At 69.4% G+C, this 20,893-nt stretch carries 22 protein-coding genes and 1 riboswitch; of the genes, 13 read left to right on the top strand and 9 right to left on the bottom strand.

The features are described from left to right. Window positions 1-28: 28 nt before the first annotated feature. Genes rfbD through manB form a run of 3 tightly spaced genes read left to right on the top strand, consistent with a single transcriptional unit; the run spans window position 29 to window position 2,967 of the window. Window positions 29-901: a dTDP-4-dehydrorhamnose reductase gene (gene rfbD, locus D7D52_RS00760; protein ID WP_120734597.1), complete on the top strand. Its 873-nt coding sequence runs from the start codon at window positions 29-31 to the stop codon at window positions 899-901. Beyond that, the gene (locus D7D52_RS00755) at window positions 898-1,818 is read left to right on the top strand and encodes a glycosyltransferase family 2 protein (protein WP_120734596.1); all 921 of its coding nucleotides are present in this window, start codon (window positions 898-900) and stop codon (window positions 1,816-1,818) included. Before rfbD ends, D7D52_RS00755 begins: the two co-directional genes overlap by 4 nt. Before the next feature lie 57 nt (window positions 1,819-1,875). Continuing rightward, window positions 1,876-2,967 carry a mannose-1-phosphate guanylyltransferase gene (gene manB, locus D7D52_RS00750; protein ID WP_120734595.1) on the top strand — a complete coding sequence of 364 codons (1,092 nt, stop codon included), beginning with the start codon at window positions 1,876-1,878 and terminating at the stop codon, window positions 2,965-2,967. A 63-nt stretch (window positions 2,968-3,030) separates the two neighbouring features. Here manB and D7D52_RS00745 read toward each other — a convergent pair whose 3' ends face one another. Next, window positions 3,031-3,249, bottom strand: a complete 219-nt coding sequence (locus D7D52_RS00745; RefSeq protein WP_120734594.1) for a DUF4287 domain-containing protein — start codon at window positions 3,247-3,249, stop codon at window positions 3,031-3,033. 75 nt (window positions 3,250-3,324) lie between these two features. Beyond that, a complete protein-coding gene (locus D7D52_RS00740; RefSeq protein ID WP_120734593.1) occupies window positions 3,325-3,744 on the bottom strand; it encodes a DUF4267 domain-containing protein in 420 nt (139 codons plus the stop codon). A 90-nt stretch (window positions 3,745-3,834) separates the two neighbouring features. Between D7D52_RS00740 and D7D52_RS00735 the strand changes: the two genes are divergently transcribed. The 3 genes from D7D52_RS00735 to D7D52_RS00725 all read left to right on the top strand — a co-directional run bounded on the left by D7D52_RS00735 (window position 3,835) and on the right by D7D52_RS00725 (window position 6,418). Beyond that, window positions 3,835-4,413, top strand: a complete 579-nt coding sequence (locus D7D52_RS00735) for a TetR/AcrR family transcriptional regulator (RefSeq protein WP_120734592.1) — start codon at window positions 3,835-3,837, stop codon at window positions 4,411-4,413. 66 nt (window positions 4,414-4,479) lie between these two features. Continuing rightward, entirely contained in the window at window positions 4,480-5,961 is a 1,482-nt protein-coding gene (locus D7D52_RS00730; protein ID WP_120734591.1) for a phytoene desaturase family protein, read from the top strand. A gap of 55 nt (window positions 5,962-6,016) precedes the next feature. Further along, window positions 6,017-6,418 carry a DUF3052 domain-containing protein gene (locus D7D52_RS00725; protein ID WP_120734590.1) on the top strand — a complete coding sequence of 134 codons (402 nt, stop codon included), beginning with the start codon at window positions 6,017-6,019 and terminating at the stop codon, window positions 6,416-6,418. Here the strand turns inward: D7D52_RS00725 and D7D52_RS00720 are convergent, their stop codons facing one another. From D7D52_RS00720 to D7D52_RS00700, 5 genes are all read right to left on the bottom strand, one after another. After that, a complete protein-coding gene (locus tag D7D52_RS00720; protein ID WP_120734589.1) occupies window positions 6,419-7,345 on the bottom strand; it encodes a cation diffusion facilitator family transporter in 927 nt (308 codons plus the stop codon). It abuts the gene before it with no gap. A 91-nt stretch (window positions 7,346-7,436) separates the two neighbouring features. After that, window positions 7,437-8,666: a mannose-6-phosphate isomerase, class I gene (gene manA / locus D7D52_RS00715; protein WP_120734588.1), complete on the bottom strand. Its 1,230-nt coding sequence runs from the start codon at window positions 8,664-8,666 to the stop codon at window positions 7,437-7,439. Beyond that, a complete protein-coding gene (locus tag D7D52_RS00710; RefSeq protein WP_120734587.1) occupies window positions 8,666-9,853 on the bottom strand; it encodes a tobH protein in 1,188 nt (395 codons plus the stop codon). Before D7D52_RS00710 ends, manA begins: the two co-directional genes overlap by 1 nt. Before the next feature lie 84 nt (window positions 9,854-9,937). Next, on the bottom strand, window positions 9,938-11,314 hold the full coding sequence (locus D7D52_RS00705; RefSeq protein WP_120734586.1) for a phosphomannomutase/phosphoglucomutase: 1,377 nt from the start codon (window positions 11,312-11,314) through the stop codon (window positions 9,938-9,940). A 24-nt stretch (window positions 11,315-11,338) separates the two neighbouring features. After that, window positions 11,339-11,728, bottom strand: coding sequence for a DUF3499 domain-containing protein (locus tag D7D52_RS00700; protein ID WP_425464648.1), 390 nt, complete (start codon window positions 11,726-11,728; stop codon window positions 11,339-11,341). A 235-nt stretch (window positions 11,729-11,963) separates the two neighbouring features. On the opposite strand from D7D52_RS00700, the gene D7D52_RS00695 reads away from it, so the two are divergent. Beyond that, window positions 11,964-12,443, top strand: a complete 480-nt coding sequence (locus tag D7D52_RS00695; protein ID WP_162958105.1) for a metallopeptidase family protein — start codon at window positions 11,964-11,966, stop codon at window positions 12,441-12,443. Between the two features lie 173 nt (window positions 12,444-12,616). Here D7D52_RS00695 and D7D52_RS00690 read toward each other — a convergent pair whose 3' ends face one another. After that, complete coding sequence (locus tag D7D52_RS00690) at window positions 12,617-12,877, bottom strand: WhiB family transcriptional regulator (protein ID WP_187703177.1); 261 nt, start codon at window positions 12,875-12,877, stop codon at window positions 12,617-12,619. 598 nt (window positions 12,878-13,475) lie between these two features. Here D7D52_RS00690 and cofD point away from each other — a divergent pair. The 4 genes from cofD to D7D52_RS00670 all read left to right on the top strand — a co-directional run bounded on the left by cofD (window position 13,476) and on the right by D7D52_RS00670 (window position 17,053). Then, window positions 13,476-14,435: a 2-phospho-L-lactate transferase gene (gene cofD, locus D7D52_RS00685; RefSeq protein ID WP_187703176.1), complete on the top strand. Its 960-nt coding sequence runs from the start codon at window positions 13,476-13,478 to the stop codon at window positions 14,433-14,435. Between the two features lie 11 nt (window positions 14,436-14,446). After that, on the top strand, window positions 14,447-15,796 hold the full coding sequence (locus tag D7D52_RS00680) for a coenzyme F420-0:L-glutamate ligase (RefSeq protein ID WP_342775225.1): 1,350 nt from the start codon (window positions 14,447-14,449) through the stop codon (window positions 15,794-15,796). Beyond that, window positions 15,793-16,311, top strand: coding sequence for an NUDIX hydrolase (locus tag D7D52_RS00675; RefSeq protein WP_120734580.1), 519 nt, complete (start codon window positions 15,793-15,795; stop codon window positions 16,309-16,311). Before D7D52_RS00680 ends, D7D52_RS00675 begins: the two co-directional genes overlap by 4 nt. 52 nt (window positions 16,312-16,363) lie before the next feature. After that, window positions 16,364-16,529, top strand: a riboswitch (FMN riboswitch). Window positions 16,530-16,606: 77 nt separating this feature from the next. Further along, window positions 16,607-17,053, top strand: coding sequence for a 6,7-dimethyl-8-ribityllumazine synthase (locus tag D7D52_RS00670; RefSeq protein ID WP_120734579.1), 447 nt, complete (start codon window positions 16,607-16,609; stop codon window positions 17,051-17,053). A gap of 78 nt (window positions 17,054-17,131) precedes the next feature. Here D7D52_RS00670 and D7D52_RS00665 read toward each other — a convergent pair whose 3' ends face one another. Continuing rightward, window positions 17,132-18,478, bottom strand: coding sequence for a cation:dicarboxylate symporter family transporter (locus tag D7D52_RS00665; protein ID WP_120734578.1), 1,347 nt, complete (start codon window positions 18,476-18,478; stop codon window positions 17,132-17,134). A gap of 165 nt (window positions 18,479-18,643) precedes the next feature. Here D7D52_RS00665 and D7D52_RS00660 point away from each other — a divergent pair, with 165 nt between their 5' ends. Both D7D52_RS00660 and D7D52_RS00655 read left to right on the top strand, forming a co-directional pair. Beyond that, the gene (locus D7D52_RS00660) at window positions 18,644-20,146 is read left to right on the top strand and encodes a sensor histidine kinase (protein ID WP_120743673.1); all 1,503 of its coding nucleotides are present in this window, start codon (window positions 18,644-18,646) and stop codon (window positions 20,144-20,146) included. Beyond that, window positions 20,143-20,835, top strand: coding sequence for a response regulator (locus D7D52_RS00655; RefSeq protein ID WP_120734577.1), 693 nt, complete (start codon window positions 20,143-20,145; stop codon window positions 20,833-20,835). The genes D7D52_RS00660 and D7D52_RS00655 overlap by 4 nt, the downstream gene beginning before the upstream one ends. Window positions 20,836-20,893: the final 58 nt, after the last annotated feature.

Below are 20,893 nucleotides of genomic sequence, written 5' to 3'. Positions count from 1 at the left end.
CGGCCCGGATGCCACACTGGCTGCCGTGATGGGCGAGGACGTGAACGCGGCCGCCGGGCTGCTGGTGACCGGGGCGCACGGGCAGCTCGGTCGGGCGCTGACGCGGCTGGCGCCGAACGCGCGCGGGCTGGCGCGCACCGACCTCGACATCACCGACGCGAATGCCGTGCGCGCGGTGGTGCGGCCCGGGGACGTGCTCGTCAACTGCGCCGCCTACACCGCCGTGGACCGGGCCGAGGCCGACCGCGACGCCGCCTTCGCCGTCAATGCCGCCGGTCCCCGCGTCCTCGCCCAGGTCTGCGCGGAACGAGACGCCCGTCTCATTCACGTCTCCACCGACTATGTCTTTCCGGGCACCGGTTCCCGGCCGTACGAACCGGACGATCCGACCGGTCCGGCCACCGTCTACGGCCGCTCGAAACTCGCTGGGGAGCAAGCGGTTCTGGAGTGTTCGCCGACGGCCACCATCGTCCGCACCGCCTGGGTCTACACCGGACGCGGCGGGGACTTCGTCGCCACCATGCGCCGGCTCGAACGCGAACGCGACACCGTCTCCGTGGTGAACGATCAGTTCGGTTCACCCACCTACGCGGTCGACCTCGCGGCCGCCCTGCTGGAACTCGCCGCCAAGCCCACTGGCGCGCGAATCCTGCACGCCACCAATGCCGGAGCGGCCAGTTGGTTCGATCTCGCGCAGGCCGTCTTCAGCGGACTCGGCGCGGATCCGGCGCGCGTACGGCCTTGCGGCACCGAGGATTTCCCCAGATCCGCTCCGCGCCCGGCATATTCGGTCCTTTCGGGCAATTCGTGGGCCGCGGCCGGCCTGTCGCCGCTGCGGCACTGGAAGCCGGCACTGAACGACGCACTCGCCGCCATCTCCGACTATCCTGGGCCCCCGTGAGCCCCTCGGATTCTGTCGACCCCACTCCCACCGCGGCGAAAAAACCGCAGTTGGCCGTCGTGACGGTGACCTACTCGCCCGGCGAGCACCTGGAACACTTCATCAGCACGCTGGCCACCGCCACCGGTGAGAAGCCGCAGGTCATCCTGGCCGACAACGGCTCGACCGACGGTTCGCCGGAACTGGCCGCCGAGGCCAACGCCCATGTGCGCCTGCTGCGCACCGGCGGCAATATCGGCTACGGCGGCGCCATCAATCGCGCGGTCGCCGAGATCGATCCGGACATCGAGTTCATCGTCATCGCCAACCCGGACGTGCGCTGGGGCACCGACTCCATCGACGAACTGCTGGCCGCCGCCCGCCGCTGGCCGCGCGCGGGCGCGCTGGGCCCGATGGTGCTGGAACCGGACGGCAGCGTCTACCCCTCGGCGCGTTCGGTGCCCGGCATCGCCGACGGCGCGGGTCACGCCATCCTCGGCACCGTCTGGCCCAAGAACCCGTGGACCCTGCGCTACCGGCAGGACAACGAGCAGATCTCCGAGCGTGCGGTGGGCTGGCTGTCGGGTTCCTGCCTGCTGGTGCGCCGCGCCGCCTTCGACTCCATCGACGGATTCGACTCCCGCTACTTCATGTACATGGAGGACGTGGACTTCGGTGACCGGATGGGCAAGGCGGGCTGGCACAATGTGTTCGTGCCGTCCGCGGAGGTCACCCACGCCAAGGGGCACGCCGCGGGTCGGCACCCGGAAACCATGCTGCCGGCGCATCACGCCAGCGCCTACCGTTTCCAGGCCGATCGGCATCCGCACTGGTGGCAGGCGCCGCTGCGGGTCGCGCTCAAGGCTGGACTTGCGATCCGCTGCAAGCTTGCGGTTCGATCCGCACTGCGCGAACGCGATCGAAACGGCGCTGTTTAAAAACGGCCGCTACTATCGCCGCCGCGCATTCCTGACAACCTCACAACAGGGGAGAAAATGGCGAACAGCGGTAGTACCGCCGGGTCCACGGACGCGGTGATCCTGGTCGGGGGCCAGGGCACCCGACTGCGTCCGTTGACCTTGTCCGCCCCGAAGCCGATGCTGCCCACGGCCGGCCTGCCGTTCCTGCAGCATCTGCTGGCCCGCATCGCCGACGCGGGCATCACCCACGTGGTGCTCGGCACCTCGTACAAGGCCGAGGTGTTCGAAGAGCATTTCGGCGACGGCTCCGAACTCGGGCTCGAACTCGAATACGTCACCGAGACCGAACCGCTCGGAACCGGCGGCGGCATCCGCAATGTGCTGCCCAAGCTGCGCGCCGACACCGTCATGGTGTTCAACGGCGACGTGCTCGGCGGCACCGATCTCGGCGGAGTGCTCGACACGCACCACAACTCCGGCGCGGACGTGACGCTGCATCTGGTCCGGGTCAGCGATCCGCGCGCCTTCGGCTGTGTGCCGACCGACGCCGACGGGCGGGTCACCGCGTTCCTGGAGAAGACCCAGGATCCGCCGACCGATCAGATCAACGCGGGCTGCTACGTCTTCCGGCGCGAGTACATCGAGAAGATCCCGGCGGGCCGTGCGGTCTCGGTCGAGCGGGAGACCTTCCCGTCGCTGCTGGCCGAGGGCGCGCACATTCAAGGTCACGTCGACACCTCCTACTGGCGTGACATGGGCACCCCCGAGGACTTCGTGCGCGGCTCGGCGGATCTGGTGCGCGGCATCGCGCCGTCGCCGGCGCTGCCGGGGCAGCGGGGCGAATCGCTGGTCCATCCGGGCGCCGGCGTCGCGCCGGGCGCGCTGCTGATCGGCGGGACCGTGGTGGGCCGCGGCGCCGAGGTCGGCGCGGGCGCGCGGCTCGACGGCGCGGTGCTGTTCGACGGCGCCCGCGTGGAAGCCGGTGCCACCGTGGAACGTTCGATCATCGGGTTCGGCGCCCGCATCGGCCCGCGCGCGCTGGTGCGCGACGCGGTGATCGGCGACGGCGCGAATGTCGGCGCGCGCTGCGAACTACTACGCGGCGCGCGGATCTGGCCGGGAGTCGACATCCCGGACGGCGGCATCCGCTTCTCCACCGACGTCTGACCCGTTGACGACTTCGGGCCGATCCACCCGGATCGGCCCGAAGTCGTTTCGGCGGCGGGGTTTTCAGCACTCCCATTTGCCGGGGTTGAGGTGGAACTGGGCCAGCGCGGTCGCATGGCCGTGCCCCATCTCGTGTTCGGTCTTCAGCCAGTTCACCAGATCCTTGTGGCCGGTGATGCCGGCCGCGGTCATGGCGGTGAACCAATCGTCCACGGTGCGGCCGTATTTCGCCTCGATGGACGGGAAGTACGATGCGGGCCCCTGCGGCTTGGCGGTCGCCATGACTGTCTCCCTAAGTTCTGGTGTCGAAGAACAGGACGGTGCCGCGCGGGCGAATTCATCGCGGTGTGACGCGAGTCATGCGGTGGCGGTGCGGGTTTGCGGGGTGCGCTCGTTGAGCAGCAGGAGGCCGGTGGCGGCGACCAGGGCGGCGGTGACGCCGTGCACGCCGAGGGCGGTGGGGGTGGAGCCGTCGTGGCGCAGGATGGTGAGCATGTCGCCGGTGGGGATGAGGGCCGTCACCAGCATGGCGATACCGGCCGAGCGGCGCTGGCCGGCGGCGAGCAGGGCGAGGGGGACCAGGCCGGAGGCGATGTCGCGGACGCCCTTGACGTTCAGGAAGTCGGCGGCCTCGCCGGCGGGGGCGACGCGCATGCCGAAGCCGGGCGCCATGTCCTGCGGATCGGTCAGGTAGCGGAAGCCGATGTAGCCGATGAATCCCGCGCCGGCGACGGTGAGCGCGGTGGCGAGGCGGGAGGTGAGGCGAGAGGCGTTCATTTCAGTGCTCCAAGTTCTAGCGTTGCTAACTGATGGTGCAACGCTAACTCATGCATCGGTAGCTTGTCTAGCGGTGCTAGAGTTTTCTTCATGAGCGCCATTCAGACCCGCAAGGAACGCGAGCGCACCGAGCGACGGCAGCGCATCGTCGACACCGCCCGTGAGATCGCCGAGACCGAGGGCTGGGACGCGGTGACCGTCCGCAAGCTCGCCGACCGGATCGAATACAGCCAGCCCGTGCTGTACAGCCACTTCGCCGGCAAGGACGCGATCGTCTCCGCGGTCGCCCTGGTGGGCGCCGACGAACTGGCCGCCGCGGTACGGCAGCTGCGCGAGGCCGCGGCCACCCCGGAGGAGGGACTGCGCGCGGTCATCCGCGGATACCTCGACTTCGCCCGCGACAGCGCCGCGCTCTACGACGCGCTGTTCCTGCTGCGCACCGACCTGCGGTTCGGGCCGGACGCACCCCAGCAGCTCAAGGACGCCTTCCTCGAACTGGTGCTGACCTTCGCGCCGTTCGCGCCCCCGCACGATGTCGAGACCTTCACCGAGGTCGCCTGGAGCACCCTGCACGGGCTGGCGACGCTGGATCGAGGTGGCCGGCTGCGGCCCGACTTTCGCGACGATCGGGTGGAAATTCTGGTCGCCCAATGGGTTCGCGGGCAGTGAACCCGATCCGGGTGACTGACCCCACGCTTGCCCCGGGATCCGGCGGTACCGGCCTAGTCTGGATTCATGGCTGACGCGGTGGTGGTCGGATCGGGTCCCAACGGGCTTGCGGCGGCGGTGATCCTGGCGCGGGCGGGACTCGAGGTCGAGGTGTACGAGGCCGCCGACGCCATCGGCGGGGGCTGCCGGACCGCGGAGGTCACGCTGCCCGGATTCCACCACGACCTGTGCGCCGGCGCGCATCCGATGGCCGTGGCCTCACCGTTCTTCCGGGCCTTCGATCTGAAGGCGCATGGGGTGGAACTGCTGACGCCGCAGGTGTCCTACGCGCATCCGCTCGACGGCGGCCGGGCCGGGCTGGCGTGGCTGGATCTCGAGCACACCGTGGACGGGCTGGGTCGCGACGGGCGCGCCTGGCAGCGGCTGTTCGGGCCGCTGGTGCGCAAGTGGGAAGACCTGGTCGCGCTGATCATGTCGGATCTGCGGCATCCGCCGCTGGATCCGGCGGGCCTGCTGCGGATGGATCCGGGCATCGAACTGCGGATGGCGCGCCGGATGATCGAGCAGTCGACGCCCCTGTGGGGCTTGCGTTTTCGCGAGGACATCGCGCCCGCGCTGCTGACGGGGGTCGCCTCGCACGCCATTCGGCCGCCGCGCAGCCTGCCGGGCGCGGGAGTGTCGCTGCTGCTGGGCGCCCTGGCGCATGTGGCGGGCTGGCCGGTCCCGCGCGGCGGCAGCCAGGCGATCATCGACGCCCTGGCCGACGATTTCACCACCCACGGCGGACGGATCTTCACCGGACATCGCGTCGACTCCCTGGACGATTTCGCCGATGTGCGCGCGGTCCTGCTCGACCTCGCACCGGCCGAATTCCAGCGCATCGCCACGCTTCCGGCGGCATACGACTTCGCGCTCGACAAGTTCCGCTACGGCGGGGCCGCGTGCAAGGTCGATTTCGCGCTCTCGGGGCCGGTGCCGTGGCGGGCGCACGGCTGCGACCGGGCCGGGACGCTGCACCTGGTCGGCACGCGCGCCGAGGCCGTGGCCGCCGAAAAGGCCGTCGCGGCAGGCAAGTTCGCGGAGCGGCCGTACGTGCTCGCCATTCAGCCCGGCGTGGTCGACTCCACGCGCGCGCCGGAGGGCAAGCAGACGTTCTACACCTACGCGCACGTGCCCAACGGCTCCACCGCGGATCTCACCGAGGCCGTCACCGCCCAGGTCGAGCGGTTCGCGCCCGGATTCCGCGATCTCGTGCTCGCCAGCACTGTCCGCACGGCCGCGACGATGCCCGCGCACAATGCCAACTACATCGGCGGTGACATCTCGGCGGGGGCCATGACGGTGCGGCAGACGGTCTTTCGTCCCGCGCCGCGGTGGAATCCGTATTCGACCCCCCTGCGCGGGGTGTACCTCTGCTCGTCCGCGACGCCGCCGGGGCCGGGGGTGCACGGGATGAACGGCTACTACGCCGCCCGCCACGCCCTGCGCCGGGAGTTCGACGTGCTCACCGATCCGCTCGAGCTGCTCACCGACCACTGGCGCAATTGACTTCGGCGGGCGTCGACTTCGCTACGCTCACGGCCATGACCGGATACTCGGAGCCATGACCGGATACTCGGGGACGCCCTTGCCTCGCAAGCTCGGGATCAAGCCGGAGTCGCGGGTGCTGCTGTCCGGTGCGCCCACGGGATTCACGCTGGGCGAGCTGCCGCCCGGAGCCGAGGTGCATGCGCGGGCCGGCACGGGCGCCTACGACGTGATCGTCGGGTTCTGTCCCGATGCGGCGACGATGACGCGGCGGTTCCCGCAATGGCGAAAGCGCTTGGCCGCCACCGGCGGACTGTGGGTGGCCTGGCCCAAGCGGTCCAGCGGCGTCCCCACCGATCTCGGTGACACTGCCGTGCGGGAGTTCGGGCTGGGGCAGGGGCTGGTGGACAACAAGGTCGCCGCCCTCGACGACACCTGGTCGGCGCTGCGGTTCGTGGTCCGGGTCGCCGACCGTTGACTACGGCGCGACCGGTTGCGTGCGGTAGAGGTCGGGCTCGATGTAGATGACCCGCGCCACCGGGACCGCCGCCCGAATGCGGGATTCGGCTTCGTCGATGGCGGTGGCGATCTCGGCGATCTCCAGGCCGGGGATGATGGAAACCTTTGCGGCGACCAGCAATTCCTCGGGCCCCAAGTACTGGGTGCGCAGGTGGATGACCCGGTCGATGTGCTGGTGGTCGACCAGGGCGGCGCGGATCCGCCGGTCCTCCTCGGGGGTGGCGCCCTCACCGATGAGCAGGCTCTGCATCTCGATGATGAGGATGACGGCGATGACACCCAGCAGCAGGCCGATCGCCAAGGTGCCGATGCCGTCCCAGATCGGATCGCCGGTGATCATGGTCAGGCTGATGGCTGCGAAGGCGAAGAGCAGGCCGATGAGCGCGCCCGAGTCCTCCAGCAGGACCACGGGAAGTTCGGGATTGCGCGAGTTGCGGATGAACCGCCACCAGCTCGCGTTTCCCTTGAGGGGAGCGGACTCTCGCATGGCGGTGACGAAGCTGAAGCCCTCGAGCGCGATGGCGATGCCGAGGATGGCGATGGCGACGATCGGATTGGAGAGTTCCTCGGGGTGCTGGACCTTGTGGACGCCTTCCCAGAGCGCGTAGAGCGAGCCGAGAGCGAAGATCACCAGCGCCACCACGAACGAGTAGAAGTAGCGGTTGCGGCCGTAGCCGAAGGGATGCAGCTGGTCGGCCTCCTGTGCGGCCCGGCGCTGGCCCAGCAGCAGCAGGCCCTGATTGGAGGTGTCGGCCACCGAGTGCACGGCCTCGGCCAGCATGGACGCCGAGCCGGTGAGGGCGGCGCCGATGAACTTGGCCACCGCGATGCCGGCGTTCGCGCTCAGTGCCGCCAGGATCGCCTTCTTACCGCCGCCCGCAGACAAGGAAACCGGCCCCTTCCGATGTAGCTACCTCGAGAACAATGTCCGTTTTGTCCTGAATTATGTTCGACCGGAAGAGCCTACAGTCCGACGATCAATCCTCACCGACCGCGGCGCAGAACAATTGCGCGGGGCCATCGATCGCCTCCGCGTGAATGCTGTCGTCGGCGGCCGAGATCCACGCGGCGTGACCGGATTCGACGATCAGCTCCTGCGGGCCCTGGGTGAGTTTCACGCGGCCGGCGGTGGCCAGGGCGATGACCGGGCCCGCCTTCACCACGGGCACGGGCGCCGCGTCCGCCGCCAATTCGACACGGCTGAGCGCGAATTCGGGGGCGGGGGTGTGGTAGCGGAAGACGGTGTCGGAGACCTGCTCCGGGGTCACGGTCGGAAAATCCAGGGGCTCGAAGTCCAGGACCCGCAGCAGCTCGGGCACATCCACGTGCTTGGGGGTCAGGCCGCCGCGCAGCACATTGTCGGAATTGGCCATGATCTCCACGCCCACGCCGCGCAGATACGCGTGCAGGTTCCCGGCGTCGAGGAACAGGCCCTCGCCGGGCTCCAGCGTGATGCGGTTGAGCAGCAGGGCCGCCAGCACTCCGGCATCGCCCGGATAGGCCTCGGCCAGCTCCAGGGCGGTGCGGATCTCGGGGACGAATTCCTTGCCGGTGCCGCCGGGCCGGGCCTCGGACAGATAGCGGACGCAGCCGTCGAGGACCTTGGGCAGCAGGGTGCTCAGGCTGGCCTGGGGCAGCGCGATCCAGGTGGTGAACAGGGTGCGCAGGCCGGCCGAATCGGGTTGGGCGGCCAGCAGTTCGGCGTACTGGCTCAGCTCCGGGACGTCGAGGGCGCGCAGCAGCTGGACGGTCCGGCGCGGATCGCGGAAACCCGCCAGCGCCTCGAAACGGTCCAGGGCGACCACGAGTTCGGGCTTGTGGTTCTCGTCGCGGTAATTGCGCATGGGGGAGTCGATGGCCACGCCGGTGTGGTTCTCCCGGGCGAAACCGGCGCGCGCCTGTTCGATGCTGGGGTGCGCCTGCAACGACAGCGGCTCCTCGGCGGCCAGGATCTTGAGCAGGAACGGCAGCCGGCCGCCGAATTCGCCCGCGACGGGGCCGAGTTCGCGCTCCGGGTCGCTGTCAACCAGTTCGAGCAGGGATTCGTCGCGGCCGTCGATCTGGACGCGCGCGGGATCGGCGGGGTGTGCGCCGAACCAGAGTTCCGCCTCCGGATGCGCGGAAGGAACCGGTCGTCCGCACAACTGAGCGAGCGCGGTGCGTGATCCCCAAGCGTAGGAACGCAGCGCACCAACGAGTCCGTGCACTAGTAATTGCCCCCGTCGTAATGTCCCGGTCCGGTGGCCGGGCGGGAACCGAGTAGTCGAAGATACGCGGCGGCTATCTCCAGCCGAAGCGCCAGCACCGCAAGCTTTTCCAGATCGCTGCGGTGGGGGCCGGGGACGGGCTGCTCCTCGCCGCCGGCGGTCTGCTGGGCGGGCGCGGCCACCTCGGCGTCGGCGGTCACCAGATCGGCGTCCACCAGGCCGGCGTCCGAACCGAAGACGGCCAGGCGGCGGCGCACCGTCACCTCGTCGGAGTCGGCGCTGAGCACGAAGACGCGGACCTGCTCCACCGGAGCCGGGCCGTCGAGTTCCTCGTCGTGGAACAGGGGATCGAAGTCGGGGGCGGGGACGCCGGCGGCGACCACCAAGGGGGTATGCGCGGCAATGGCTTCCGAGAGGGTGACCCCCGTGGTGATCTGGCCGGCGGTGGCCAGCAGAACCTCGGAGGCGTGGTCGGCGAGCACCGCGGCGGCCGCGGAATCACCGGCGAGCAGAATGCGCTTGCGCTGCTGCATGCGGGTGGCCAGGGTCTTGGCCGGATTGTGGAAGGCCTCGTTCTGCGGGCCGTCGCGCAGCGCCTCCTCGTCGAGCAGGTCGGCGAGCGCGTTCAATTCGGGCATCAGCGGGCCGGTGCGATGCGGGTCGATGGTGGTGAGCACCGCCATCCCGGCGGCCAGATAGCGCAGCATCCGGTTGTGGTCGAGCACCCGCACCCGCGGGGCGAGGATGGTGGCGCGACCGGCGGCGGCCGCACGGATCGGGCCCTCGTCCGGTGCGGCGACGACCACTTCGGCACCCCGTCGAAGTGCTCGATCCACCGCCTCGGCCAGGCGCGGGTCGCCCGCGTCGTCGCCGGCCACCAGCACCACGTCCAGCGGGCCGACCCACGGCGGGACCGACGTCGCCGGCACCAGCGGCAGGCTGGTGTTGTCGGCGAGCGCGGCGATCAGCAGCGACGCGGCGCGCTGGGCGCGGCCGCTGCCGGAGACGAGAACCAGGCTGCGGGGGCGCAGATCGGTCAATCTGCGCAACGAGTCCTCCGCGAGCGCGGCGGCGGTGGCCCGGACCTGGGCTCCCGCCGACGCCGCCGAGCGCAGCACACCCCCGGTGTCGGCCGCCTCCAGCGAGGCGACGTCATCGAGGTCGAATACCGGTGTCCCAGCGATCATCGGGCGTTGCCACCTCCCCTCATCGGGTCACCAGGCTTGTCTCCGTGAAAGGTGAATCCAAGCTCTGTGATTCCACTATTCCAGTCAGGCGCGGACGATGCTCAGGATCTCGGTCACGAGTGCGTCTACTTCCTCCTGCGATCGCGCCTCGACATTGAGCCGCAGCAGCGGCTCGGTGTTGCTGGCGCGCAGGTTGAACCACGCGCCGTCGGCCAGTTGGACCGTGACGCCGTCCAGCCGATCGACCGACTTCGCTCGGGTGCCGAAGGCCTCCAGGACCGCTTGGGTGCGCTCCTTGGCATCCGCCACTGTGGAGTTGATCTCTCCGGAGGACGCGTATGTTGCATACGCGGAAGCCAATTCCGACATCGGGCGATCCTTCTCGCCCAGCGCGGCCAGCACGTGCAGGGCCGCCAGCATGCCGGAGTCGGCGCCCCAGAAGTCGCGGAAGTAGTAGTGCGCGGAGTGCTCGCCGCCGAAGATGGCGCCGGTGGCGGCCATCTGCTGCTTGATGAACGAGTGGCCGACGCGGGTGCGCACGGGGGTGCCGCCGAGCTCGGTCACCAACTCCGGCACGGCCTTCGAGGTGATCAGGTTGTGGATGACCGTCGCGCCCGGCTCCTTGGCCAGCTCCCGCTCGGCCACCAGACCGGTGACGGCGGAGGGGGCGACCGGGTCGCCCTTCTCGTCCACCACGAAGCAGCGGTCGGCGTCGCCGTCGAAGGCCAGGCCGATGTCGGCGCCGGTCTTGCGGACGTGGTCCTGCAGATCCACCAGGTTCTTCGGATCCAGCGGATTGGCTTCGTGATTGGGGAAGGAGCCGTCGAGTTCGAAGAACAGCGGTTCGATGGTGAACTGCGCCAGGGTGCCCAGCACGGCGGGCACGGTGTAGCCGCCCATGCCGTTGCCCGCGTCCACCGCGATGCGCAGCGGGCGCGAGCCGCTCAGATCGACCAGCTTGTGCAGGAATTCGGCGTAGGCCCCGAGCAGATCCTCGCGGGTCTCGCTGCCGCGCGGGCCGTCGAACGCGGGGACGCCGGCGACGACCTCGTCGCTGATGGTGGCCAGGCCGGTGTCCTGCCCCACCGGCAGCGCCTTGGCGCGGCACATCTTGATGCCGTTGTACTTGGCCGGATTGTGGCTGGCGGTGAACATGGCGCCGGGGCAATCCAGATGGCCGGAGGCGAAGTACAGCTCGTCGGTGGAGGCGAGGCCGATGTGGACCACGTCCAGGCCCTGGGCGAGCACGCCGTCGGCGAAGGCGGCGGCCAGGCCGGGGGAGGAGTCGCGCATATCGTGACCGATGACGATGCGCTGCGCGCCTTCGGAGCGCATCAGCCGGGCGAAGGAGCCGGCGACGTCCCGGACGAAGTCCGCGTCGATCTGCTCGCCGACCACTCCTCGAACGTCGTATGCCTTGATGACTGCTTGAACGGACTCGGCGGACCGGGCGACTGTCATGGGAACCACCCTAGTAGGTCGCGCTCAGCTCGGGGGATCCGGTAGGACGCGTAGATGGCCCCTGCGGCCGGTGCGGCCGGGGCGGGTGGGACGCTGCGGCGCGGGCGCGTAATCGCTGTAGCCGCGCGGGTCGGGTTCCGGTGTGCGGCGGCGCAATCCGGCCTCGCGGACGGCCTCGGCCAGGGCGGTCAGATCGTCGTCGTCGGGGGTGGAGCTGGAAAACCCGCCCTCGTGCCGGACCAACTCCCACCCCTTGGGCGCGGTGATCCGGGAGGCATGCGTTTCACACAGGTCCCAGGAGTGTGGTTCCGCCACCGTGACCAGCGGGCCCACGACTGCCATCGAGTCGGAGTACACATAGGTCAGCGTCGCGACGGCCGGGTTCTTGCAGCCTGGACGGCAGCAACGACGCATGGGGATCACGCCAAGCAGGGTAACCCCCCTCACGGGGTCGTGGACACAGACACGCGCAATGAGCCCCGTCTCAGTAGCGCCTTCACCCGAAGTTCGCGGCCCGCCCCGGTCTGGACCGCGGCTTGATAGACCTCCGCCTTGGAGCGGGGGAGCGAAGCGGAGGAGCGGAGGAGGGAAGACCGGGGTAACAGGGTCGCGAACCCCCCGGAGCGAAGCGGAGGGCAAGATAGAGAGCATGACCCGTTCACGTAAGAGGCGGCCGCCCACCGCGCGGTCGGTGATCCGCCGCGGGCGGGGTGTGCGCGGGCCGATGTTGCCGCCGACGGTGCCGGCTCGGCGTACCCGCGGCCAGGAGTTCGACCGGCTGGTGCTGGAGGCGTTCGCGCCCCTGGAGAGCCGCTGGCACGAGCAGCTCACCAAGCTCGACATCGCCGTGGACGACGTGCCGAAAATCCGTCCGCTGCATCCGGATTCGGTGACCTGGCCCGACGAGGTGGTGGCCGACGGCCCGGTCCCGCTCTCCCGCCTCATCCCGGCCGGCGTGGACCGCTACGGCATGGCGACCCGAGCCCGAATCGTGTTGTTCCGCAAGCCTTTGGAGCTACGCGCACAGGATCCGGACGATCTGGTCGACCTGCTGCGCGAGGTCCTCGTGCAACAGATCGCGACCTATTTGGGCGTGGACCCGGACACCATCGACCCGGAACCGGAATAGGCGCCGACAGCCAACCCCCCGAACTACGTTTCGTAACAACTGATCTCGTGAGTTCGGGGTAACTCACCGGGTACGTCCACGATTGTTTCGGCTCCTACCGCTGGCACGGGTCGCCAGCGGTCCACGGCTCCCAAGCCGCCCGCTGAAGTCGCGGGGAGGCGGGGGAGCGCTTCTCAGATGATTCCGCGCTTGAGGCGGCGGCGTTCGCGTTCGCTGAGGCCGCCCCAGATGCCGAAGCGCTCGTCGTTGGCCAACGCGTATTCCAGGCACTCGTCTCGGACCTCGCAGCCCATGCAGATGCGCTTGGCCTCCCGGGTCGAGCCGCCCTTCTCGGGGAAGAACGCCTCCGGGTCGGTCTGGGCGCACAGGGCCCGTTCCTGCCATTGTTCGGCTTCGGTCAGCTGGCGACCGCCGCGCGAGAAACTGTCGAACATATCCTCGGCACCGGTGACGATCAGGCTCAGCCGCGGTGGCTCGGGCTGGTAGGCGGCTCTCGCCCACTGTCCGCCCCCCGGCCGGGCGGTCGTCATCGGTTCACCCCCCTCGTATCCGTTCCGATCGTCGGCGCAGAAGTCAGGTGCTGCGCCAGTCGTGGAATCGGTTTGCGATACACCGCCTGGAATGCCCGACGGGGCCAGCTCATCGGCCATCGCTCCGCCTCCTCACTGTGTGTTAGCGCAGAATGATTAATCCGCCGGAGCCGATCCCACCGACGGCCCAACACCGCGGCGTAGTCCCGCGGCCATCCCCGAACTCGAGTCACTCCCGTGCGAACGCTTGTTCGAAAACCCGTCCGCGCCTTGCACTCTCACGCGGACCCGGAATGACATGCCTGTGATTAGACACGCCGGGAGCGTCGATGGTCAAGCTGCCGAAGCAATTCCGTTACCATCTCCGGCCCCTCTTACCCAAGTTCCCGCAGATCAAACAGCAAATTCACAGCAAATGATCTGTTATCGGGCATCCCACACCGAACGCATAGGCTGTGCGGATGTGACTCGAGAACAAGCGGACACCGCGCCCGGCACCGGCCTGCGGATCGCCGTACTGGTCGGCGGAGTCGGCGGCGCGCGGTTCCTGATGGGCGTGCGCGAACTGCTGCCCGGCGCGGACCTCACGGCCATCGTCAATGTCGGCGACGACGTCTGGATGCACGGGCTGCGCATCTGCCCTGACCTGGACACCTGCATGTACACCCTGGGTGGCGGCATCGATCCCGAACGCGGCTGGGGGCACGCGAACGAGACCTGGCACGCCAAAGAGGAGCTGGCGAAATACAACGCGCAGCCCGATTGGTTCGGGTTGGGGGACCGGGATATCGCGACCCATCTCATCCGCACCGAAATGCTGCGTCAGGGATACCCGCTCTCGGCGGTCACCGAGGCGCTCTGCAATCGGTGGCAACCGGGTGTGAAACTGCTTCCGGCAACCGACGATCGTTGTGAAACGCATGTCGTTATCGGCGACCCGGAGAACCCTGGCGAACGCCGCGCGATCCATTTCCAAGAGTGGTGGGTCCGGTATCGAGCGAACGTCGAGACCCATGGATTCGTGACTATTGGGGCGGATGCGGCGAAACCAGCCCCCGGTGTGACGGAAATCATAGAGTCCGCTGACGTCGTGCTGCTGGCCCCTTCCAACCCGGTTGTCAGTGTGGGAGCGATCCTTTCGGTTCCCGGCATTCGGGGCGCACTGCGCACAACGGACGCCAAGGTGATCGGGCTGTCGCCGGTGATCGGCGGAAAGCCGTTGCGCGGCATGGCGGACGAGTGCCTGTCGGTGATCGGCGTGGAGACGACCGCGGAGGCGGTGGGCAATTACTACGGGGCACGCAGTGGCACAGGGATTCTGGACGGTTGGCTCGTCCACACGGGGGACACCGCCGACGTTCCGGGGGTCGAGGTGCGGGCGATTCCCCTGCTGATGACCGACCCCGCCGCCACCGCCGAGATGGTGCGCGAGGCCCTGGATATCGCGGGAGTCAAGCCGTGACAATGGATTCCGTGACAGTGGGAACGGATCACGCCGCCGGCGGCGAGCTACGCATTCTGCCCATAACGGGCCTGCCCGAGTTCCGTCCCGGCGACGACCTCGCCGAAGCCATTGCGGCACAGGCCGATTGGCTGCAGGACGGGGACGTGCTGGTGGTGACCAGCAAGATCGTCGCCAAGGCTGAGGGCCGCATCGTCGAGGTGCCCGCCGATCCCGAGGAGCGCGACGCCGCCCGCCGGGAGCTGGTGCTGTCGGAGTCGGTCCGGGTGCTGGCGCGCAAGAACCGCACCCTCATCACGGAGAACAAGCTCGGTATCGTGCAGGCCGCCTCCGGCGTCGACGGCTCGAATGTGGAACAGGGCGAACTGGTCCTGCTGCCGGTGGATCCGGACGCCTCCGCCAAGGCGCTGCGCACGGCGCTGGCCGAGCGGCTCGGGGTCCGGGTCGCCGTGGTCATCACCGACACCATGGGCCGGGCCTGGCGCAATGGGCAGATCGACGCGGCCATCGGGTCCTCGGGACTGCGGGTCATGCACGACTACAACGGCGCGGTCGACGGTCAGGGCAACGAACTGCAGGTGACGCTGGTGGCGGTGGCCGACGAGCTGGCCGCCGCGGCGGATCTGGTGAAGGGCAAGCTCGGCGGCGTGCCGATCGCGGTGGTGCGCGGCTTCGAGTACACCGACGACGGCTCGTCGGCGGCGGATCTGCTGCGCACCGGCGAGGAGGATCTGTTCTGGCTCGGCACCGCGGAGGCCATCGAACTCGGTCGCACCCAGGCCGTGCCGCTGCGGCGCTCGGTGCGGCAGTTCGCGGAGGTCCCGGTGCCGCCCGAGCTCATCCGGGAAGCGGTGGCCGCGGGGCTGACCGCGCCCGCGCCGCATCACACGCACCCGGTGCGGTTCGTCTGGCTGCGGGATCGGGCCAAGCGCGAGCGGTTGCTCGAGGCGATGGCCGCGAAGTGGCGGGTCGACCTCACTGCGGACGGCAAGACCCCGGAGAGCATCGAGAAGCGAATCGCGCGCGGCCGCATCCTGTTCGACGCCCCCGAGGTGATCGTGCCGTTCTGCGTGCCCGACGGCGCGCACGACTATCCGGACGAGACGCGGCGCGCGGCCGAGCGCACCATGTTCACCGTCGCGGTCGGCGCGGCCGTGCAGGGGCTGCTGGTGTCGCTGGCCGTGCGCGGCGTCGGCAGCTGCTGGATCGGATCGACCATCTTCGCGCCCGAGGTGACCCGCGAGGTGCTGGAGCTGCCGGCCGACTGGAACCCGCTGGGCGCCATCGCCATCGGCTATCCGCTCGAGGAGCTGGCGGCCCGTGAGGCGCGCGAGCCGGGCGCCGGGCTGGTCGAACTGTGAGCGCCGAATCGCTGCACAAGTCCGCGACCGAACTGCTCGAAACCTGGTCCCCGGCAACGGGTCCGGAGGCGTCGCTGCGGGAGGCCATGCTGGCGTTCCTGGGCTCCGCGCCGCGGGGCTGCCTGCGCGAGCACGCCGCAGGGCACATCACCGCGTCCGCGATCGTGCTCTCCCACGACGAGAGCCAGGTGCTGCTGACGCTGCATCCGCGCGTGGGCCGGTGGATTCAGCTGGGCGGGCACTGCGAGGAATCCGACGATACGGTCGCGGCCGCGGCCCTGCGCGAGGCGACCGAGGAGTCGGGTATCGCGGGGCTGGCGCTCGAACCCGGTCTGTATGGGGCGCAGGCGCATCCCATCACCTGCTCGCTCGGCGTGCCGACCCGTCACCTGGATCTGCTGTTCAAGATCAAAGCGCCGGAAGGCGCGGTCCCCGTGCGCAGTTCGGAGTCCACGGACCTGGCGTGGTGGCCGGTGGACGGCCTGCCGGACGGCGCGGATGTGCTTTTGCGCTGAGTGAGTCCATCCCTTACCCCGCCCCGGGATCGCGTGTTACTGTCCGGTACGTACACGTTCTCAGGGCGGGGTGGAATTCCCCACCGGCGGTAATGGCATCCGGAACGATCCGGAACGCACGAGCCCGCGAGCGCCAGGCGACACCGATCGCCTGGGTCGAGCAGATTCCGGTGTGATCCCGGGGCCGACGGTCACAGTCCGGATGAAAGAGAACGCGGCACCGGCACATCCGCCCGCGCGGATGGGCCTGTTCGCGTCTATGCCCTGGGTGACATCGCGAACAGGAGGAAATCCCATGTCACCCAAGTCGAATCGCATCGCCCTCGTCGCCGCGCGCTGGCACGGCGAGATCGTCGATCAGGCCGTCGCGGCCGCCAAGGCCGGGCTGCTCGACCAGGGGTACACCGAGGTCGAGGTGATCGAGGTGCCCGGCGCCTTCGAAATCCCGTTGCAGGTCAAGCGATTGGCCGGAAGCGGTGCCTACGCCGCGGTCGCCGGTGTCGCGCTGGTGGTCGACGGCGGGATCTACCGGCACGATTTCGTGGCCGCCACCGTCGTGGACGCGCTGATGCGAGTCCAGCTGGAGACCGATGTGCCGGTGTTCTCGGCGGTGCTGACCCCGCATCACTTCCACGAGCACGGTGAGCACCTGGCCTACTTCACCCGGCATTTCGAGATCAAGGGCGCGGAGCTGGCGCATGCCATCGCCGCGACCCTGGCGCTGGACGCGATCGGCGTCTAGCACCAGGGTCTGTGCGGGTTCCGTCGGCGCGCACGGGGGGAAACGCGCCGGCGGTCCCGGTTCCGCCCGGGGGTTGGTTCAGGCGGGAACCAGGTCTTTGCGGGGTTCGACGGCGGGCGCGTGGTCCTCGACCATCAGCGCCTCGTCGAACGGGATCCGGCGATCGAGCACCGCGGTCACGCGGGCCGGATCGATGGTCTTGGTCCAGGTGCCGATCAGCAGCGTGGCGACCGCGTTGCCCGAGAAGTTGGTCAGCGCACGGGCTTCCGACATGAACCGGTCGATACCCACGATCAGGCCCACGCCGTCGAGCAATTCCGGCCGGTGGCTCTGCAGTCCGCCGGCCAACGTGGCCAGGCCCGCGCCGGTGACCCCGGCCGCGCCCTTGCTGGCCACGATCATGAACAGCAGCAGGCCGAGCTGCTCGTGCCAGGCCAGCGGCTTGCCCATGGCGTCGGCCACGAACAGCGTCGCCATGGTCAGGTAGATGGCGGTGCCGTCGAGGTTGAACGAATAGCCGGTCGGCACCACCACGCCCACGGTGGTGCGGTCCACGCCGACATGCTCCATCTTCGCGATCAGCCGGGGCAGCGCCGACTCCGAGGAGGAGGTGGCGAAGATGAGCAGGTACTCGCGGGCCAGGTAGCGGACCAGCTTGAAAATCGAAGCGCCCGTGACGGTTCGCAGCAGGACCCCGAGCACCCCGAAGATGAACACCACACACGTCAGGTAGAAGGCGACCATCAGCAGCGCCAGCTGCTTGACCGCGTCGAGTCCGGTGCGCGCCACCACGTTCGCCATCGCGCCGAACGCGCCGAGCGGGGCCAGCCACAGGATCATGGTCAGGATCCGGAAGACCAGTTTCTGGACCGAGGCGACCCCGCGCAGGATCGGCTCGCCCGCCGAACCCATGGCCTGGATGCCGAATCCGACCAGCAGCGCCACGAACAGCGCCTGCAACACCTTGCCCGAGGTGAGCGAGGACAGCAGCGTGGTCGGCACGATGTCCTCGAGGAACTGCCAGGTGCCGCCCGCCGCCTTGGCGTCGGTGGCGTACTTGGTGACCTCCTTCGCGTGCGCCGCCACGTTCAGGCCCGAGCCGGGATGCAGCAGATTGCCGACCAGCAGGCCGATGCCGAGCGCGACCGTCGACATGATCAGGAAGTAGCCGATGGCCAGGCCGCCGACCTTGCCGACCTTGGCGGCCGCGCGCACCGAGCCGATGCCCAGCACGATGGTGCAGAAGATGACCGGCGCGATCATCATCTTGATCAGGTTCACGAACAGGGTGCCGAGTTCGCCGACGCCCTTGCCGAATCCGGGAGCCAGCCAGCCGACCAGAATGCCCGCCAGCACCGCGGCTATGACGGCCAGGTACAGCCAGTGGGTTCGGTCGCGCCGCTGTCGTATGGTCTTGTCGCTCATCGTGCTGGTGCCTCCGGGGTGGGGGTGTTCAGCAGAAATACTGGATGGCGAAGTGACGGCGGTCACTCTTTCGTAAATTATGTTCATGAAGTACCCGGAGGAGTCGTGAGAGGTACCCGGGCCCGGCGGACCCTGGCCGGGCAGGTGTTCGCGGTACAGGTGCTGATGCTGGCGGTGGTGATCGCGGCGGGCGCGGTGCTCGCGGTGCTGCAGACCCGCCGCGCCCAGGACGACGCCACCCGAGCCGAGGTCACCGACACGGCCGTGGCGGTCGCGCAAGCGCCGTCGACGCTGGCCGGGGTGCGCGGACCGGACCCGACCGCGGTGCTGCAACCGGTGACCGAGGCGCTGCGCCGGGCCACCGGCATGGATTTCATCGTGGTGATGGCGCCGGACCGGACCCGCTACACCCACACCGATCCGGCGCAGATCGGAAAACCGTTCAGCGGCAATATCGATCGCGCGCTGGCGGGGCAGACGTTCACCGAGACCTTCACCGGCACCCTGGGGCCGTCGATCCGGGCGGTCACGCCGGTGCGGGACGCCGACGGGCGGATCGTGGCGCTGGTGTCGGCGGGGGTCACCCGCACCCATATCGGCGAGCAGGTGCGCGAGCAGCTGCCGATCATCCTGGTGGCGGCGCTGGGCGGGCTGCTGCTGGCGACGGGAAGCTCACTGTTGTTGCGGCGCAGGCTGTTACGGCAGACGCACGGGCTGGGTCCGGGCGAGCTGCGCGCCATGTACGAGCATCACGACGCGGTGCTGCATTCGATTCACGAGGGGCTGCTGGTGTTCGATCGGTCCGGTGAGGTGGCCGAGGTGGTCAACGATCGGGCGCGCACCCTGCTGGATCTGCCGGCGGGACCGGTGCGGCGCGCGGATCTGCCGGTGTCGTTGCAGCGCTTGGGCGCCGGGGTGGTGCGCGACGAGATGCACGTGACGCCGGACCGGGTGCTGGTGGTCAACCAGGATGTGGTGGAGCACGGGGGCCGGCGCATCGGCACCGTGCTGACCCTGCGCGATCACACCGAATTGCGGGATGTGCTGGGTGAACTGGATTCGGTGCGCGGGTTCGCGGAGTCGCTGCGCGCCCAGGCGCACGAGGCGGCCAACCGGCTGCACGCGGTGGTGACGATGGTGGAACTGGGCCGGGCCGAGGAGGCGGTGAACTTCGCGACCGCGGAACTCGAACTGTCGCAGTCGCTCATCGACCGGCTCACCGGATCGGTGGCCGAGCCCGCGGTGGTGGCGCTGCTGCTGGGCAAGGTGGAGCGCGCCGCGGAATGCGGGGTGGAGCTGACCGTCACCGGCGACACCCAGCTCGACAGCGCCGATCCGCTCACCCCGCACGAGATGGTCACGCTGCTGGGCAATCTCATAGACAACGCGCTCGACGAGGTCGGGCACGACGAGGACGCGTGGGTGGAGGTGACGGTGCGCCGCGACGACACCGCGAGTTCGTCGGAGCTGTTCGTGCGGGTGGCCGACAGCGGGCCCGGCATGTCGGAGGAGCTGTTCACCCGCGCGACCGAGCGCGGGTACTCGACCAAGACCGACCACTACGGGCTGGGGCTGGCGCTGGTGCGGCGGCTGGTGGCCCGGCACGGCGGCGAACTGCGCGCCCGGCGCGAGCCGGAATCCGCGGTGACAGTGAGGTTTTCCCAGTGATCCGGGTGCTGATCGTGGAGGACGAGCCGAAAATCGCTGCGGCACATCGCTCCTATGTAGACCGACTGACCGGCTTCGAAGTCGTGTCGGTGACTCATACAGGCCGCGAAGCGATTTCGATCGCGAAAAGGTCACAATCTGCCGGCGTGCCCGTCGATCTGGTGCTGATGGACATCGGCTTGCCGGATATGAGCGGCCTGGCGGTCGCGGCGGCCCTGGCCGGCCTGCGGCCGCGACCCGACGTCATCGCCGTCACCTCCGCCCGGGATCTGGCCATGGTGCGCGCGGCCGTCTCGCACGGTGTGGTGCTGTATCTGCTGAAGCCGTTCACCTTCGCGGCTTTTCGGGAGAAGCTGGAACGCTATCTGGAATACCGGGCGGCGCTGCCGGCCGGGGAGGCCGCGATCTCGCAGCAGGACATCGACCGGGCCTTCGGGGTGCTGCGCACGCCCGACCAGCGCGCCACCCTGCCGAAAGGCATTGCGCCCCAAACGATGGACGAGGTGTCGCGGGCGGTGCGGGCCGCGGCGGGCGGGGTGTCGGCGGGCGAAGCGGGCCGGGCGGTCGGTGTTTCCAGAGTGACGGCGTGGCGCTACCTGGAGCGTCTCGCCGAAGACGGCGTGGTGGAACGCCGAACCGACTACGGTCGAACCGGTCGGCCACAGGTGCGATATGTGTGGTTGCGCTGATTGGGGTTACGCCACCGGTTTGCCAATGGGGTCAGGTGACTGGTGCCACATGGGCCGC

Origin of the sequence: Nocardia yunnanensis, from assembly GCF_003626895.1 — a bacterium.
Taxonomy (GTDB): domain Bacteria; phylum Actinomycetota; class Actinomycetes; order Mycobacteriales; family Mycobacteriaceae; genus Nocardia; species Nocardia yunnanensis.
This window is presented reverse-complemented; position numbering and strand designations above follow the sequence as displayed.